Source organism: Amphibiibacter pelophylacis, assembly GCF_037688875.1.
Taxonomy (GTDB): Bacteria; Pseudomonadota; Gammaproteobacteria; order Burkholderiales; family Burkholderiaceae_C; genus Amphibiibacter; species Amphibiibacter pelophylacis.
Genome location: NZ_JAWDIE010000018.1, coordinates 1 through 17,812 on the forward strand (window position 1 = coordinate 1; position 17,812 = coordinate 17,812).

The following is a 17,812-nucleotide window of genomic DNA, read 5'->3' on the forward strand; positions in this document are numbered from 1 at the left end:
CTGCCCAGGGCGCGGCTGGCCGCCAGGGTCAGCGACAGGCCTGCACTTTGCTCGCCCAGACCCACGCTCAGGCCGATGGCGGCGCTGCCCGAGCTGTCGCTGCCGCCCTGCTGCATTTCGTCCTGGCTGCCCAGCACGCGCACCCGGTTGTCGGCCTTCAGCGCAATGTCGCCGCCCGACTGGACGCTGCTGCCGCGCACGGTCAGGTCGCCCGACAGACTGAGAGGCGATCACCGCCAGATCAGCGCTTGACCATCCGTTTTACCCTGTCCATGAAACTTTGCTTTGGCGGCTCCCAACCGGGTTTTAAAAACTCGTACTCAATTTCGTAATGGTCTAATGGCCGCACAGGCATCAAGTCCATCGGAACCAAAGGGTGATCAACTTGAACCTCGATACCTTTGATCCAGCAAATTTTTGCGCACACAGATGCCCATGGATTAAGAAACTCGCCATCAATTAAGACGCTGGTTTTTTTGTGAGCTAGCGCCTCGATATGCGCCTCCAGCCCCGCTACATCGCGATTAATGATAAGCGTAAAAAAATCCTTCCCCTCGATTAATTGATTGCGAAAATCTCCTGAGCATCTTTTTTTTCCACTTTCCAAAAAGCCTTGTATTGCTTCGAAATCGTCTTTTAGCAATAACTGCAAAAGATGGCAGTAAAAATGATACCCTTTGTAATCATCCTTGTTAAATAATTCAACTTCAGAAATCGCCTTAACACAGTCGGAGCTGTCAGAGAGCAGGGCGAAAGCGAAATATTTTATTGGGAATCCGAGGTCGCGAAACCCCGGATTAAATCCTTTTTTATTAGCCTCATCCGAGATCAAGTGCGCCAAATAAAAGTTCTGACGAAACTGCTCGTCATTGCCTTTTAGGAATCCCTCTTCCAGCGCTAAATTGGCATGAAACCCAGATAGTCTAGCAAGAATAAATGCCCTATCAACTTTAACCTGCCCGGATACATACAGACTAATATCCCCTGGCAAATTCATTTTAAAAGAATTCAAATTATTAATTAATTTTTCTTCTCGAGAAATAATTTTTATATTCATTTTATCCCCAGCGTTGTGATACCATCAGGCCGAACCCCCGAAACCGTCTTAACCAAATTTTTACTCTTGATTGCATCAAGAATAATATTTGCTGTTTTAATTTTCACCGGATCCCCTGAGCTGAACAGCTCGTCGAGCCTACTGTCGATCCACTCTTTAGTCATCTGGACGCCGATGTCATTTGGCGAAGAGGAATTACCGCTCAAGGAAATAGTATTTTTTGAACCAATCGGCTTCACCTCATTGATGTACACCTGCCCATTTTTCACATAAACCCCATCGAAGCAATTTTTATTCCCCGCGCCACACTTGCCGTCCAGCGCCGTGAATCCATTCCGTCTAAAGTAAGAATCTGTCACCTCTTCACGCAGCGCTCCTGCAGCATTCGAGTCCAAGCTCCCCAATCCCGACAGCTTTGACAGTTCAGCCTCGTTCAAAGCGGCAGGTGTACCAGCCAAGGTTATTTTCTGCGCCGAGATCGTGCCCTTGGCGGACATAGTGACTTGTTCAAGATTACGGATTTTATTGGTTTCGAAAGCAACTGCAGCAGCGTCAAGTACCTTGTTTCCGGCCGTCACAGCAGCCTCTGCCCCATCCACGAGGATTTTCCCCCCAGCCTTAAGCGCAATTTTTCCTGCGGGTGTAGACGGCAGAACCATTGCTGCAGCAGGCAGAGCCCCTGCTGTTGCCGCGATGCCAGGGGCCGCATTGCTGCCGTACAAATCAATCAGCTGCTGGCGCGAAGCGTCATCAAAAGCAATTGCAGCCGAACCACCTAGACTTTGCCCCGCCTGACTGAAGCCATCGACAACGGCGCCCGGCATAGCCTTGGCCGTATCAATTGGATGCAGTATCACTTGGGCAGCTGCACCCGGCAGAGTACTGAGCGCTTCAATCGCTCCATCCTTCACCAATGTCCCGGCGTTCGCTGCTATTTGGCCCGGCGTTGCAGCCGCAGCATCAGGTTGCAGATCACGGCGGTAAAGATCCATCACTTCAGTGCTGCTGCGAGCATACGACGCACCTCGCATCGCGTTTGCAAAATCACCCGCCCCAGCCGTAAACAGAGGTTGCTGGTTCCCTTCGTCATTCGTGAATGTCCGGCCTGCCCCGATTTCCTTCAGAAACAGTTTAGCGGCGGTATCAGTCTCACTCCCCAAAAACACAGACCAGGTGGCATCTGCCTGCCGTGCAGCCTGCTGGGCCAGCTCCTTGATGGCTTCTTCACGACTGATTTTCCGCCTCAGAGCATAACGAGCCGCATTACTGTCAATCAGTTTGACCTCATCCGGATGCAGCTGCCTGTTATTCGCATCCTGGTTCAGCGCCGCCGTGCCCGCCGCAGTGCCACCGGCCACAGCTCCCGTCACGCCCGCTGCCGTCGCCACCGTGGCTCCCGCAAGGGATTGGGCCAGCTTGTCAGACAGGCCTGCACTCGCAAGCCCCGCAGCCAGTTTGGACTGAACGCCCCCAAGAACTGGCGCGGCAAGGCTGGACGCCGATGCGCCCACAGCACCGGCCGTGCCGCCTGTCAGGCCACCCAGTACTGCATGGCCTGCCGCGCGGTAAGTACCGCCTTCACGCCATTTTTCAGCGTCCTCCGTGCGGCCTTCCTTCTGCGCCTCGAGCGCCAAATGGTCGGCCAGAGTGCCCCATTCCTTCGCCGCAACGGGTCCAAACTCCTTCGTAATCACCCCCTGCGCATTCACATCCGCGCGAACTGTGTCCGCATCAAATATCGGCTTGATCCCGCTGCCCACATCCCCGCTGCGCACGGAAGTATCGCCCGCAATACCGCTGATACCCGCCTGGGTCACGCTGCCAGCACTGCCACTGTCGCTGCCCAGGCCCGCACCGTTGAGCGCCGGGCCGGACTTCTGGACCGGTTGGGCGCCGGTGTCCTTTGATGCTGCGCCAGAGATTCCCACCCCAACGCTCACGCTGTCCGCGCTGTACTTGGCCGAATTGGTGATGTCCTTCAGCTCTGTGCGGCCTTCGCTGCGGAAGCGGTTTCTGCCCTGAGCCACCGCAGCATCACTGCTGGCGATCACCGCGCCATCCAGCGTGGTTTTGCCCTTCACCTGCACATCAAACCCGCCGTCGCCCGACTTGATACCGCTGGTGGTCTGCGTGCTGGCGTAGTCGCTGCGGAGGGCTGTTTTGCCTGCGCTGAGGGACGCGCTCGCGGTGCCCGTGGACATGCCCGGAATCGGGATGCTGGCGTTGAAACCGGCGTTTTTGCTGTCCTCCTTGAACTTCGCCGTGTCCTGCAGGCTGGCCAGGTTCAGGTTGCCGCCCACCCGCGCCTTGACGGTTTCGCCGCTGGCCGTGCCGCCCAGGATGTCGGTGTCACCGCCGCTGTCTATCGTCAGGGTTTTGCCCGCTGCGACCGTGCTGTCCTGCTGGGTGGTCGCGCTGCCGTTGCGGTGGCCCAGGGCGCGGCTGGCCGCCAGGGTCAGCGACAGGCCAGCACTTTGCTCGCCCAGACCCACGCTCAGGCCGATGGCGGCGCTGCCCGAGCTGTCGCTGCCGCCCTGCTGCGTTTCGTCCTGGCTGCCCAGCACGCGCACGCGGTTGTCGGCCTTCAGCGCAATGTCGCCGCCCGACTGGATGCTGCTGCCGCGCACGGTCAGGTCGCTGCCCTGGCCCCCGCCCGTCGCCTGGATGGCGATGTTGCCACCCGCCGCCAGCGTGCTGCCCCGGCCGCTTTCGCTGCTGGACGTGCTGCTGCTGCGGCTTTTGCTGCTGCCCAGCGACACGCTCAGGCTGACGCCATCGGGCACTTTGCCGTCGTTCAGCGACTGGGCCGTCGCCTTTGCGGCATCCAGCGCATCGCTGGCCTTGACGGCCGCCATCGCCGTGCCCATGGCCTGCATCCGGGCGCTTCGGGTGTCCTGTACCGCATTGGCCATCTGCGTCACGCCCTGTACGGCTTCGATCACCGGAACGCTCAGCGCCACGGTGATGCCGCTCTGGCTGAACTTCTGTTCGCTGCTGTCGCTGCGCCTCTCGCGGGCTTCGGTGATGTCCACCTTCTTGGCCTGGATGCCGATATCGCCCTTGGGCGCCAGCACGTCGCTGCCGGTCTGCGTGTAGGTCTGACCGGCCTGGATGCTGACGTTGCCGCCCGTGCTGCCGATGACGCTGCCTGCGGCGGTGTCACCGGCCTGCTTCTGGGCGCTGCTCTGGCTGCGCGTGCCGATAGTGAAGCCCAAGCCTCCGCCGCCCAGCAGGCCGCTGCTGCGTTTGCTGTAGTCGCTGCTGGAGGCGTTGTTTTGCGCGGCGGCGGTGATGTCCACGTTGCGCCCGGCCGTGATCCCCGTGCCCGCATCGCTCAGGATGTTGCTGCCCGTCACCGCTACGTCCCGGCTGGCGTTGATGGCTACCGTGCGGCCCGAGAGTTCGCTGGCCACAGCCTTCGTCTGGTCGCTCGTCGTGCGGCTGGCAATGGTTGTGCTGCTCAGGAAGCCGGAGCTGGTGTGGCGCTGCGCCTGGTCGAAGCTGCTGCTGCTTTCCCCGGCGGCCAGCTTCACATCCCGGCCGTCGGCCGTCACCGCCCCGGCGCTGCTGGACACCGTGGCCGCACGGCCACTGATGTCGCCGCCCGCCTTCAGGGCGATGTCGCCTGCGGCCTGGACTGTGGTGCCCACGTCCTGGCTCTGGCTGGCCTTGAGGTGGTTGTCGGCATCCCAGACGATGCTCTGCGACCGGCCGGTCCTGACGGCATCCAGCGTCAGATCGCCCCCGGCCTGCAGCAGCGTGGTGCTGCCTGCACCGCCTGCATGGGCCACCTGCACGGCCGTGAGCTGGATGTCCTGGCCCGCTGTCGCCTGCAGCCGCGTGGCACCGGAGCCCGTCACATACAGGCCCGCAACGCGGTCCAGAGCGGTGTAGCTGTGGCTGCTGGGGCCATCCTGGCTGCTGCCGCCCACGGTGGTGGAGGCCACGGCCAGGTTGCGCCCGGCGTCCAGCTTCAGGCTGTCCTGCGCGTCCACCGTTCCGCCGGTCACGGCGATATCGCGGTCGGCCTTCACGCCCACGTCCTGGCCCGTGATGCGGCCCAGGTTCGTCACGTCCCCCGCGCGGATATCCACCACGCGCCGCCCGGCCAGCGTGCCGGAGTTCACCAGGCCACCCGACACATTCAGCTTCAGCGTATCGCCAGAAATCAGCGCGCCGCTGCCGTCAATGTCGCCGGGCTGAACTCGGGCATACACCTGGGGCACCAGCGCCTGGGTGGTCGTGCCATCGGGCAGCTTCACGTCCTGCGCCACCAGCCAGACGATATCGCTGGTGAGCTGGGCAATCTGCGCTGCCGTCAGGGCAATGCCGGGCCGAAGCTGCTGGGCTTTGGCAAAAGTGGCGCCGTTGTCCATCAGGGCACGGTACTGCCCATCGTCTGTCGTGTAGTCACCCAAGTAGCGCCGCCCGGTGAGCTGGGCTACCTGCTCGTTGATCAGGCGCTGCTCGTAAAAGCCATCGCCCAAGCGTTTTTGCGTGGTCGCAGGGTCAATCGCAAGCGCCTTGAGCATGTAGTCCGACGACAGCCACTGGCTGTACTGCGTGAACGCCGGGTTGGTTTCCACCAGAGGTTTGTTGTCGGCCGCCGGATTGATAGCAAACAGGCTGGAAGCAGGCAGCGTGGCTGCAGTGGTTACGGTGCGGATGAAGGCGCCGCTGGGGGGTACAGTACTGGTTGCGGAGGCACCAGCCTGCAAGGGTGCTACAGCGGACGTCACGCCGGGCAGCGAAGTGCCTACCGTCTGTCCTACAGCTATAACCGCTGCACTCACTGCTTTGTCCGTAGTTTTTCCGGCATGCACACTAGCTGCTATAGACGTCACACCGACGACCGGGGCTAAATCCTTGACCGGAATCGATTCTCCCGGAGCTGGAAAATTTGGGCTTACAGGAATGCCGCCCCCATCCCCGTTCAGTGGAATAACACCAACTTCAGTTTCTTTGTAAACAGCGGGCGGCGAGTAAGCTTGGCTTTTCCATCCGTAGACATCATCACAAAACGGATCACAAGACTTAAATAAAAAAGCCCACTCATAAGTAAATCCATTGATAACTTTCGTAGCCAAAGAAACGGTAGGCCCCGAGTTATCCAAGCTAGAACCTGCAATTGATATATCTTTTGCAAGAATTTTACTGGCATAGTTCTCAAGACGACTTGAAGCAGACAGCATTAGATTAGCTCCGCTCGAAATGACCGCAGCCTTTTTCTCGGAATCAGGGTCAATGGTTAGAACATCCTGCTGAACATCAAACTGATTGTAAGGCGTTTGACCAGATAAAAGATCGACTTGAACTTCTTTTCTAAACTGATTAATCCTGTTTTGCAAATCCAGCCACGGCTGAACTTCCTTCAACCATGTGGCTATGGCCAGATCTGAGGCAGGTGTGAAGGTAGTGCCGTTATCTTCTCCGGTCGGCATGTTTGGCGCCAAACCATCTGTCTTTGGTCGTTTAACACCCAAATCCGACCATATCGGGGAGTCACCACGATAGCTAAATCGTGCAGGCAAATTTGTATCATGATCACCCACACTTAAATAAGGGGGCGTGTACGCATCCGGACCAAAGTAATACCCCTTGAATCTTATATCCGCATAAGCCCCGGATGCAGGATATATTCCACCATTTGCTCCAAAGCCACACTGGCCAAAAAAACACTCACTCGGATCATACCGTTTCGACCAAGCAACATCTTTTGCTTGAAGAATTTTTCCGGATGACAATATGTACTCTTGAGCGCCCTTCGAAACAGTCTTAGATATACTATATTTAAAGTGAATATTCTTGTTTTCAATTGATTCCGCAGTCAAGCTCAGATTATTTTGAGCCAAGATCCTGGCACTTTGATTCGAGACCGTACCAGCCTTGCCTGTAGATCGACCTGCATCGCCCAGCGCCCCACCCACCGTCAGATCGTTCAGCGCCAGAAGCTCGGCCCCATCCCGGTTGCGCAGGGTTGCTGCCCCAATGTCCAGATCGCCCCGCGAGGCGATCGTCGCGGCCTTGCCCCCTTCCGCCGAGTTGTCCACCGTCCCGGCCGCCACCGCCACCCGGTTGCCCATGATCAGGCCCGTGCCGGTGTTGGCCAGCGTTCCGGCCTCGATGTGCGTCAGGCCGCCGTCGATCTGGCCCCGGTTGGTCAGCGTACCCGCAACGGCCAGGTGGGTGGTCCGCCCGGAGGACAGGACGCCGCCAGCCTGGTTGTCCACGTCCTGCGCCGTCACCGTCAGATCGCGCCCCGGCTGCAGCAGCCCACCATTGGTCAGCCGGCCGGTGGTCGTCAGGCTCAGGCTGCCGTTGGCCTGCAGCGGCGTGCTGCCCGAAGCGAAGGTCTGGTCGCCCAGCAGGCTCACGTCCATGTCGCCCAGGCTCAGCACCTGGCCGTCCAGGCCCAGCTTCGCGGCCTGCAGCTTCAGCAGGCCCGTGGGCTCGCCCCCGGCATCCTGGCCTGCAATCAGCGTGCCGCCGGTGTTGGTCACCACCAGCGTGCGGCTGGCCTGCGCCTGCGGGTCCACCACCGACACCGTGCCTTGGCTGGAGATCAGCCCCCGCGTGTTGTCCAGCACGCCCGTGGCCGTGACCGCTGTGGTGGCGCTGGACAGCAGACGTCCGTCCGTGTTGTTCACGTCGCGCGCCGCCACCGACAGCGTGCCCGCCGCCTGCAGCGTGCCGCCCTGGCTGTCCAGCGACTGCGCCGACACACTCACGTCCTGGCCCGAGACACTGGCCCCGGCCGTGCGGACCGTGCCTGCGGCCTGCAGGCTCACGCCCTGCGCTGCGCTGATGCGGCTGCCCGACGCATCGGCATCCCCCGCACTGGCCTGGACGCGGGCCGACTGGCCCGTCAGGCTCGCTCCGGCCAGATCGACGCTGGCCCCGCTGTGCTGCTGACCTGCGCCGCTGGCCAGCGTGCCGTTCAGGTGGCTGTCCTGCATGGCCGCAGTGGCCAGCGTACCCCGGCCCGCCTGGATACTGCCGTCTCCCGCCAGCCCCGCTGCCAGCGTGCTGCCCGCGTCCTGGGCGATGCGCCCGGCCGTCAGGCTCACATCCCCAGCCGCCGCCGTCAGGCTGCCCGCCGCACCGTGCAGCGTGCCACCGGCACTGGCCTGCACGCGGCCCGTGTCCGACACCATCTGGCCGGACTGCGACAGGTCGCCCGCGCTGGTCACGGTCACGTCACCGCCCGCGCTGATGCTGCCCGCGCTGGCCAGCTGGCCCGCCTTCACGTCCAGGGAGCCCGCAGCGCGCAACGTACCGCCCGCGCCGTTGTCCAGCAGGTCGCGGGTGGTGATGTCCACCGCTGCGCCGCGCACCGCGCCGCCCGCATTGCTCAGGCCCTGCGCCGTCACCGACAGGCGCGAGCCGTTGCTGGCGATCACGCCGCCGCTGTTGTCCAGCCGCCCCGGCAGGCTGATCGTGGTCGCTGCGCTTCCCGACTGCTGCAGACGCCCCCCGGCGTTGCTGATGTCGTGCGCGGCCAGCTCAAGCTGGCCCGCTGTCGCGGTAGCGCCCTGCGTGTCCAGCCGGGTTGCGGCCTGGAGGGCCAGCGTGCCTGTCGCCGTCAGGCTGGCGCCCGCCGCGCTGACGGCGCCCGTGCGCGCCTGCAGGCGGATGTCCCGCGCCTGCAGCGTGTTGCCGCCGACATCCAGGGCCGCCGCGCTGTGCTCCTGCGTGCCCGTGGCCAGCACCGCGCCGGCCAGCACGGTGTCTGCGCTGGCCCGGGTGCGCAGCGTCGCGCTGCTGTCTGCGGGCACGCGGCCATCGGCCTGCAGGCCCGCCGCCAGGGTGCTGCCTGCCGTGCTGGTGATACGGGCTGCAGTCACCGTGGTGTCACCCGCCGATCCGGCCAGGCCTGTATTCGTCACGGCCCCCGTGCTGGTGATGGCCAGGTTGCCCCCGGCGTACACCTGCCCGGCATTGCTGACCGGGCCGCTGGCCTGGATGGCCGTGTCGCCGCCCGAGCGCAGCGTGCCGCCGCTGTCCACCTGGCCCGCATCGATCTGCAGGCCCTTCACCGCCGAGACCTGCGCGCTGCCGCCCAGCGTCAGGGCCTGGCTGGCGCCCAGCCGGATGCTGTCGCCCTGCAGCGTACCGCCACTGGCGTCCAGCGTCTGGCTGCCGATATCCAGCGCGCCCACGGCCGTGGTCGTGGCCCCGCCAAGGCGCGCAAGCCGTGCCTGGAGGCTGACGCCGCCATTGCCCTGGATCGTGGCACCTGCACCGTCCAGCGACTGCGTGGTGATGGCCAGCTGCCCGCTGGCATCCGCCGTGCTGTGCGTGATCCGGCCTGCTGTGCTGTCCAGCGCCGCGGCCTTCAGCGTCAGGTTGCGGCCGCTGCTCTCCAGCACCCCCTGGCGGTTGGACAGCGTTCCGGCCAGGTCCAGCGTCATGTCGCCGCTGCCGCTCTGGCTGAGGCGTCCGCCATCGTTGTCCAGAGCCTGCGCGGCCAGGTCCAGCTGCGCCGCGCTGACGCTGGCGCCCCGCGTGTCCAGCAGCCCCGGCGTCGTGGCCTTGAGGGTCTGCGCGGCCGTCACCGTGGCTGCGGACGCATCCAGGCCGCCCGACTTCGCCTCCAGCGTCACGCTGCGCCCGGACACCTGGCTGTCACCGCCGGACACATCCAGCGCCGCGGCGCTGTGCGACTGGTCGCCCGCACTCAGCGTGCTGCCCTGCAGCGTGGTCTGACCCGTGGCGCTGGTCTGCAGACGCCCGTTACCCGCCAGGCGGCCATCGGCCTGCAGGCCCGCCGCCAGCGTGCTGCCTGCATGGCTGGTCAGACGGGCTGCTGTCACCGTGGTGTCGCCCGCTGCACCGGCCACGCCCGTATTCGTCACCGTGCCCAGGCTGGTGATGGCCAGGTTGCCCCCGGCATACACCTGCCCGCTGCTGTTCACCGGACCGTCCGCCCGGATGGCCGTGTCGCCGCCCGAGCGCAGCGTGCCGCTGCTGTCCACCTGCGCGGCATCCACCGACAGCGTCTGGCGGGCCGCAAGCTGCGCGCTGCCGCCCAGGCTCACGCCCTGGCGGGCCGACAGGCGAATGTTCTGTGCCTGGATGCTGCCATCGTGGCTGTCCACCGACTGGCCCGCCACCGTCACATCGCCCGCCGCCGTGATCTGGCCGGCGCTGTTGTCCAGCGTGCCGCCACTCACCTGCAGGCTGTCCAGGCGCATCTGTCCCTGGCGGTTGTCCAGCGCCTGCGTCTGCAGGCTGACCGCACCGCCCGATTCAACTTTGCCCCCCTGGTTGACCAGCGCGCCTGCGGCCTGGATCACGCCCGGGGGCAGGGGAGCGGCCACCGCCGTCCCACCCGCTGCCGTGCCACTGCCTGTTGCGCTTCCTGTTGCGCTGCCGCTACCGCTTGCGGTTGTGCCGCCCTCCGTGCCCGACCCGCTGCCGCCGGAAGGCCTCGAAGGCGTTACCGCCCCGCCCGTGTCAGTGGCCTGCTGCGGCGTGCCGAACTGGCCCTGGCTGTTGTCCACCGTGCGCGCCGTTACCGACAGCCCCGCCGTGGTCTGGGCCAGGGTGCCGCCCGTGTTGTCGATGCCGCCGCCGCTGGCCAGCTCCAGGCGCTGCGCCTGCATGCTGCCGCCCGCATTGCCCAGGTCTGCCGCCGTCTGCACCTTCACCTGCTGCGGGCTGAGGATCTGGCCGCCGTTGGCCAGACTGCCCGTGGCGATGTCCACCCCGCCCTGGCCCTGCAACGTGCCGGTGTTCTCCAGACGGCCGTCCGCCCGCACCACCAGCTCGCCCGCGCTGGCGCCGATCTGGCCCGCGTTGCGCATGCCCAGGCCCGCCTGCGTGCCCAGCAGGGTGATTTTGCCGGCATACATGCCGCCCAGGCTGGAGACATCCAGCGCAAAGGCCGGGCCGTCAGCAGAGCTGGCACTGGCGGCGGGCGTGGCCTGGACCAAAGACGTGTCCGCGCTGATCTGGTTGTGCCCCGTCACCACCTGGAGCTGCTTGGCCCAAACCCCCGCATTGGCTTTCACCGCCTGTGCCAGCAGGCCGGTGTAATCCGTCAGGCTGGCATCCAGCCCCCTGCCATCGATGGTGATGGTGCCGCCGCTGACGGTATAGCCCTGCAGGCCACTCTCGCCCGTCTGGACCTGCCCGGTCACCAGCGTGGCCCGGCTGGCGTTGATGAAGCCCCCGCCATCCACCTGGATGCCTGCCGGGTTGGCCACGATGACCTCGGCGCGCTGGCCACCGACCTCGATATAGCCCCTGATCTGGCTGGGATTGCTGCTGTTGACCTCGTTGAGGATGATTTTTGCCTCGCCCCGCGCCAGCCAGGGGTTGCCCTGGACCCAGCCCCCCTGCTGCGTCTGCACATTCCCCCGGCTGTTGTTCAGGATGACGCCATTGCCCTGCACATCGAACTGCTGGTAGGTGTTGCGCGAGACACCGGCACTGCTGGGCGTCTGGATGTTGACCAGGGGCACGCCATTGGGCGCAGCCAGCACTGTGGCCTGCTGCGTTTTGGGCGCAGAGGGGTCCGCAACCACCTGGGCCAGAGCCTGGGCCAGGGGGGCCAAAGCCAGCACGCTGGCCAGCGCCAGGCGGGCAACGGCGGACCCGGCGGAGGTCCGTCCAGACGTCTGTCCGGCCGATTTGCCCTGGGCGGTGGCGGATTCGGCCACAGCCACAAGCTGGCCATGACGGCGGCTGAAAACAAGGCGGTGAAGATGGCGGTTCATGCGGAGGCTTTCGTCAGAAATTCAGGTTCAGGCTCACCCCCAGGGTGGCCGATGCGGTGCGGAATCCTTGCGGACGCGACACGGGGCGCCCGGCGAAGAGATCCCAGGTGAGCACCCAGGGCATGGGTCGCGCCACGGTCCAGCTGCCGCGCACGCCCAGGGCCAGACCCACCAGCCGGTCGCCCAGCTGCAGGCGGGTCTCCGGCCCCACGGTGCGCCCGCTGTCCAGCGCCAGATAAAGCTGGCTGGGGGACTGGCCCAGGTTCAGCGCCAGCTCGGTGCGGCTGACCCAGCCGCTGCGGGCGGTCAGGCTGGTCTCGCCATCAAAGCCACGCACGCTGTAGCGCCCCCCGATGGAGAAGCGGTCCTGCGGCGTGAGCGGCGTCAGGGCGCGCTGGCCATTCCAGGCGGTGCTGATGCTCCCCGCCTGCAGCCCCCAGGGCATGACAAACTGCAGCGGCGCCTGTACCGACAGACGCGCACGGACCACGCCAAAGCGGGATGTTCCCTCGCCAAAATCCTCTTCCGGCGCGGGCCGGGAACCCAAGGCGCCCGTGCCACGGCGATAGTCCAGCCCCCAGGCCCAGCGCACGCCCTGGCTGTCCAGCGTCTGGTCCAGCCCCAGCCACCAGCCCGCCGTGCTGCGCTGCTGCACGCCGATCTCGGTGTCGTCGATGTAGCTGCGGCTGCTGCGCAGGAAGCCGCCCACGGTCAGCACCGTGCGGCTGTTGCGGTCGCGCAGGAGGGTGCGCGACAGCGACAGGTCGCCCGTCAGGCTGCTGCCGCTGTAGCTGTAGTCCTGGCTGGCCCCGGCCACAGTCTGCTGGTAGCTGCTGCGTCCGCCGGTGAAGGACAGCAGGCTGTAGCCCCAGGGCACCGAGTAGTGCAGGCTGTAGCCCGCCGTGCCGTAGCCGCGCCGCCCGTCCGCCGCCCGGGGCGGGGCATCGGCCCCGTCCAGCAGGCCCGCATTGCGGGTGACCGACACGTAAAACAGGTCGCTGAGCGTCAGCGGGTTATCCATGGAAAACGTCGCCGTGGACTGCCAGCGCCCGGTCGCCAGGCTGCCGCCGTTGTCCAGCCCCAGCGCCACACGCACTGGTGGACGGCTGCTGTACTGCAGCAGCAGATCGCTCGCGCCGGGCGCTGGGTCACCAGCCGCCGGGGCAATCTGGATATCCACGTCGGCCGTGGGCACACGCTTGAGGTTTTCCAGACCCTGCTCGATGTCACGCAGGTTCAGAAGCTGCCCTGGGCCGGTCGGCAGGCTGTTCCACAGGGCGGCTGGCCGCTGCGGCGCCCCCTGCAGCCGGACCTGGCTGACCCGCCCAGGGACCAGCGTGACCTGCAGCACACCGCTGCGCAGATCCTGCGGCGCAGCGACAGCGCGGCTGGTGACGTACCCCCCAGACACCAGCGCATCCTGCACCGCCGACAGCACGCGGTTGACGCCGGCCGTCCCGAGGCACCGCCCGGCCGGATCGGCAGGCCCTCCCGGGCCGGCCGCCGCCAGCGCGATGCGCGCCAGTTCAGGCGGTACCGGCTGACCGTCCGGGCTTTGCAGCGTCACGCTGCGGATGGCAAAGCAGGGCTGCTCGTCCGGCCATGGCGCGGATGGCGCAGTGGCCGCACCGGGCTGGATAAAAACCGGCGCATCGCCCTGAAGCTGTCTGCGCGCCTCTTCGCTGCGCTGCTGCTGCAGCCTGAGCTGGGCATCCGGGTCAGGGCTCTGGGCCAGCGCCAGGCCAGAATGCATGGAAAAGCCATACACAAGCAGGGCGGAAAGCAGGCAGCGAGACGCTGCGCGATACGGTTTTTTTATCCTGATCATATTTGTCAGGATAGGATGCCGGATCACAAAAAAACGAAATGACCAGGCACTGCAGTCAGGTTGTTGACAGGCCTCGAAAAACGTGAATTTGCACCTGCTCCGTCCACTCTCCCCCGGAAACCCGTTCAACAGGAGCAGCTAAAACGTTCAAGCAACACCGAGAGCCTGTTCTCCCCCAGCCAGCAGTCTGTTCTGGCCCGGCACGAAAATTCATCCGACCGTGTCTTTCTGGCAACGTCCGCAAGGGCTGCGCAAAGCCGGCCTGCTCAGCACGACGGCGCCGGAAAAGAGAACTGCCCAGAGAAAGGGGCCATCACCGGATTCTCCTGAACACGCATCCGGCAGCCGTTTTCATATTTGACAACGCAGTCGCCATTGACGCACCAGGATTGGCACCGGATGCTCTGTGTCCGGGGGCGACAGTTCTGGCTGGTGCCTTGTCGCTGCAAAGCGGGCGCTGACTCCGGGGGGTTCCGGCCTGCTTCTGGGCGCTGCTTTGGCTGCGTGTGCCGAGGGTGATGTCCACGTTGCGCCCGGCCGTGATGGCCGTACCCGCATCGCTCAGGACGTTGCTGCCCTTCACGGCCACGTCACGGCTGGCGTTGATGGTCACAGTGCGGCCCGAGAGTTCGCTGGCCACAGCCTTCGTCTGGTCGCTCGTCGTGCGGCTGGCAATGGTTGTGCTGCTCAGGAAGCCGGAGCTGGTGTGGCGCTGCGCCTGGTCGAAGCTGCTGCTGCTTTCCCCGGCGGCCAGCTTCACATCCCGGCCGTCGGCCGTCACCGCCCCGGCGCTGCTGGACACCGTGGCCGCACGGCCACTGATGTCGCCGCCCGCCTTCAGGGCGATGTCGCCTGCGGCCTGGACTGTGGTGCCCACGTCCTGGCTCTGGCTGGCCTTGAGGTGGTTGTCCGCGTCCCAGACGATGCTCTGCGACCGGCCGGTCCTGACGGCATCCAGCGTCAGATCACCCCCGGCCTGCAGCAGCGTGGTGCTGCCTGCACCGCCTGCATGGGCCACCTGCATGGGCCACCTGCGCGGCCGTGAGCTGGATGCCCTGGCCCGCTGTCGCCTGCAGCACCGTGGCACCGCTTCCGGTCACATACAGGCCCGCCACCCGGTCCAGATCGGTGTAGCTGTGGCTGCTGGGGCCATCCTGGCTGCTGCCGCCCACGGTGGTGGAGGCCACGGCCAGGTTGCGCCCGGCGTCCAGCTTCAGGCTGTCACCAGAGATCAGCGCGCCGCTGCCGTCAATTTCGCCGGGCTGACACACTGTCTTCTGGAATATACGATTTAGTTATTGCCCATAATAGCCTTCACGGGGACGCTGCGGTGCATTTTGGCATGCTGGCAACTTCGCGCGATAGTCTGGATAGGAGCAATTTCCACCCCAGCCCGATTTAAAATAAAACCCTTTTGCGAACATGCACTCAATTACTCTGGCATTCGCATTCTCTTGTCTTTCATTCGGTGCTTTGGGCTTGTTATCGCCGCATGCCACCAATGCTTGGCGAACATCAAAAATGCTTGGACGCTTTTTACTTGTAAAGGCCTCATCATCATCAGGTGGCGGACTAAAGCCACGAAGAGTGCACGAAATCAAAAAAACCGCACCAGTCAGCAGGATGTAGATATTTTTCATTTAAATTTTCGCTTTAAGCCCAAGGGTGACCCTGTGTTTTTATTTAAAATATCTATCACCGAGCCTTTCGCCGGCACTCCAGAAATCAAAGACTCAAGCATTTTATTGATCAGCTGAAAATCAGGTCGTAGGTGTGATTCATATCTTCTTCTTTCCGAAGAGACGTGCCAGCCAACCATCTTTGGGCTCCTCACGCACCGGGTGAATACTCGGCCCATCCGGCCGCAACAGATCACCCGGGTAGTACTCGTGTCCTAGGCACTGGCTGTCGTCCAGCCCAAAGGCTTTGACAGCCGCCACCGCCTCAATGCACCAACGGCCAAAATAGCTGCCCATCTCCAGCGGGTGTTTTTCGGGATCGCCGTAGATGTACCAAAACGGCTCTACCGCAGGCGCTTTGCGGTTCTTGGGCGCAGGCCGCTTGAGTTCGGCATACCAGTGATCGACAAACTCGCGCAGCGCCGCCGCTTGGTGGGGCTGCGGTGCATTCACCGCCTCAAGCAAACGGCCATAGGGCTTGGCGTGCAGCAATGCACTGCCAATGCGTCGACCCGGCTGTCGGCTGGCGATCACACGATCCAGCAATTCGTCCTCGCCTTCGCCACCCACCAAGGCCAACAGGCGCTGCCACTGCTCTTCGGGAATGTCCAGTGCCAAGGCCAAGCCGATGAGCCAGAAACACCAGTTGTAGTGGTTCAGGCAGGTCAGTGAGAAATCCCAATCCCGGCAGGTTGGCAAGTGGTGTGCTTTACAGACCTCGTCACTCTGGCGGTTGGATAGCTCCCAAGCGTCGAGCAGGCCCGGGAAGGGCTGGGCCAGCTCGTGGATGGGAGATCCAGATGAGTAGAGGAGAAGTATCAATCGAACATGATATACACTCAGGTTAAATTGAAACTGCGGCTCGTATTTTGGATTTTCAGATGGCGTTTGACATAGATCACCGTGCTCTTGCACAGCATCTCGGAATTTCTTCACTCTGCCAACCCAATACTCATCACTCCCCAGTGATGCGCGAATCATTTCCGCGCACCCGACAAGTTGCGATCAGGAAGGATGATCTTCGACGTGTCTATTGATTTCGGCTTCCCAAGTGCGTCTAGGACTTCAATCGCTGCGGCGTCATCTGGACGAACAGTCACAACCCAACTTTCCACTCTTCCCCTCCTTAAAGCCTTGCCCACATCAATCGCATTGTCTGCACCTACCGCCTCCGCTGTGACTTCAGCACTCGGGTTTCTGAGGGTGAGCCTCGCGATCACCGGCATCTTGACTTTGGCTCCACTGCAGAAAGCGCTCTTGAATTATCGGAGCGAGCTTGTCATACGTCTCCCATGTGTCTGGCACCAAATAAGTGCTGGATAAGCCTGCAGCAACGCTGGACTCGTAGTCAGCGATATAATCCCCCTGCTTCATATCGTAATAAAATGCCGAAAATTTATTACCAACAGCACTGATGTCATCGCTGACAAACTTTCCATCACAAAAGCGCAAGAAATAAGCGCCTGGAGTGAAATTTCTTTGCCTCAATTCATCAATATTTGTGCCGAATGCACCCTTGTAATCATTGCTGGCCATATTATTCAACACCAGCCAAGAAAAAAACATTCCTATATGTGTTCCAGCCGCATCAGGTGGAATGTCAGAAGGAAAATCGCCTTCACTGTGCCAGCTTGCATCATCGTACTTCACAAGGGGAATGAATTCGTCCGCCTCTACGGATTCAGACGCCGATGATTTCGATCTTTTTACAGGCGAAGGGGTCGGGTTTTTTGCCATGGCTACCTTGGCCCGCATCTCTGCCAAAGCCTTCTCCATGATTCTGACGTCCGATGGATCTGCATTCGTATTACGGTTTATATGGTCAAGCCATTTTTTATAACCAGTACGATAGAAGCCCAATCCCTCCGGGGTTATATCACGCAGATAGACGAAAAAGTTATCAGGGATATCCGGCGCTGTAGCGCACAAAACATGACGAGTCAGGCCATGATCCTGAATAAACTTAACAACGTTACCTATCTCCTTTATCCGAAATACTCGATTTGCCTCTGTTGCCTCTGGAGTCGACTCTTGATAATATGAATCAGTCTCCCAAAGGATCCAATCGGGGAATTTTTCCAGCATCTCGTCGTAACTTAGAATTTTTCCTGACCGCGCCATTTAAGGCCTCCTTCCAATTTCCAGCACAGAGGGAACATTGGGCCGAGTATATTGCCGACGAGCTGCCAACAGGGCAGGGGCAGGCCCTGTAAGACAAGCGGAGAGCGTCTGCCGTAGCTTGGGCTGCCCCTGGCCGTCACACAGACCAAAGATCATTTCCCGGCTTGGGCCACAGCGGTCTGTCACAGAACCCGTCACAATCCCGTCACAAAATCCGTCACAGACCCACCAAAATAAAAAGCCCGCATCACTGCAGGCTTTCAAGTCTTTGACTCTTAACGATAAATGTGGCGCGGCTGGCGGGGATCGAACCCACGACCCTTGGCTTCGGAGGCCAATACTCTATCCACTGAGCTACAGCCGCGCAGGACCGGCAGGGCGCCGGTCAGACAAGCGCGCATTGTAA

General features: G+C 62.7%; 9 protein-coding genes and 1 tRNA gene. All 10 read right to left on the reverse strand.

All coding sequences use genetic code 11. The annotated features are described in order from the left end of the window. The coding region (locus RV045_RS11170; RefSeq protein ID WP_423235872.1) for a hemagglutinin repeat-containing protein at positions 1-200 on the reverse strand (200 nt) is incomplete at its 3' end. 41 nt (positions 201-241) lie between these two features. After that, positions 242-1,057: a hypothetical protein gene (locus RV045_RS11175; RefSeq protein ID WP_423235873.1), complete on the reverse strand. Its 816-nt coding sequence runs from the start codon at positions 1,055-1,057 to the stop codon at positions 242-244. After that, positions 1,054-11,778, reverse strand: coding sequence for a two-partner secretion domain-containing protein (locus tag RV045_RS11180; protein ID WP_423235874.1), 10,725 nt, complete (start codon positions 11,776-11,778; stop codon positions 1,054-1,056). Before RV045_RS11180 ends, RV045_RS11175 begins: the two co-directional genes overlap by 4 nt. A gap of 13 nt (positions 11,779-11,791) precedes the next feature. Then, positions 11,792-13,531, reverse strand: coding sequence for a ShlB/FhaC/HecB family hemolysin secretion/activation protein (locus RV045_RS11185; RefSeq protein ID WP_423235875.1), 1,740 nt, complete (start codon positions 13,529-13,531; stop codon positions 11,792-11,794). A gap of 388 nt (positions 13,532-13,919) precedes the next feature. Next, complete coding sequence (locus tag RV045_RS11190; RefSeq protein ID WP_423235876.1) at positions 13,920-14,630, reverse strand: hemagglutinin repeat-containing protein; 711 nt, start codon at positions 14,628-14,630, stop codon at positions 13,920-13,922. Next, positions 14,572-14,877 carry a hypothetical protein gene (locus RV045_RS11195; protein ID WP_423235877.1) on the reverse strand — a complete coding sequence of 102 codons (306 nt, stop codon included), beginning with the start codon at positions 14,875-14,877 and terminating at the stop codon, positions 14,572-14,574. Before RV045_RS11195 ends, RV045_RS11190 begins: the two co-directional genes overlap by 59 nt. Before the next feature lie 24 nt (positions 14,878-14,901). Beyond that, the gene (locus tag RV045_RS11200; RefSeq protein WP_423235878.1) at positions 14,902-15,246 is read right to left on the reverse strand and encodes a hypothetical protein; all 345 of its coding nucleotides are present in this window, start codon (positions 15,244-15,246) and stop codon (positions 14,902-14,904) included. A 138-nt stretch (positions 15,247-15,384) separates the two neighbouring features. Continuing rightward, on the reverse strand, positions 15,385-16,266 hold the full coding sequence (locus RV045_RS11205) for a PoNe immunity protein domain-containing protein (protein ID WP_423235879.1): 882 nt from the start codon (positions 16,264-16,266) through the stop codon (positions 15,385-15,387). Positions 16,267-16,467: 201 nt separating this feature from the next. Beyond that, positions 16,468-17,406 (reverse strand): DUF7832 domain-containing protein, encoded by a 939-nt coding sequence (locus tag RV045_RS11210; protein ID WP_423235880.1) that lies wholly within the window; start codon positions 17,404-17,406, stop codon positions 16,468-16,470. A 288-nt stretch (positions 17,407-17,694) separates the two neighbouring features. Next, positions 17,695-17,770, reverse strand: a tRNA-Arg gene (locus tag RV045_RS11215). Between the last annotated feature and the right edge of the window lie 42 nt (positions 17,771-17,812).

Coding starts and splice junctions, on each gene's coding strand:
- RV045_RS11205 (WP_423235879.1), bottom strand. CDS start 16,266: ATGATTCGCGCATCACTGGGGAGTGATGAGTATTGGGTTGGCAGAGTG.
- RV045_RS11180 (WP_423235874.1), bottom strand. CDS start 11,778: ATGAACCGCCATCTTCACCGCCTTGTTTTCAGCCGCCGTCATGGCCAG.
- RV045_RS11185 (WP_423235875.1), bottom strand. CDS start 13,531: ATGCATTCTGGCCTGGCGCTGGCCCAGAGCCCTGACCCGGATGCCCAG.
- RV045_RS11175 (WP_423235873.1), bottom strand. CDS start 1,057: ATGAATATAAAAATTATTTCTCGAGAAGAAAAATTAATTAATAATTTG.
- RV045_RS11190 (WP_423235876.1), bottom strand. CDS start 14,630: ATGCAGGTGGCCCATGCAGGCGGTGCAGGCAGCACCACGCTGCTGCAG.
- RV045_RS11200 (WP_423235878.1), bottom strand. CDS start 15,246: ATGAAAAATATCTACATCCTGCTGACTGGTGCGGTTTTTTTGATTTCG.
- RV045_RS11210 (WP_423235880.1), bottom strand. CDS start 17,406: ATGGCGCGGTCAGGAAAAATTCTAAGTTACGACGAGATGCTGGAAAAA.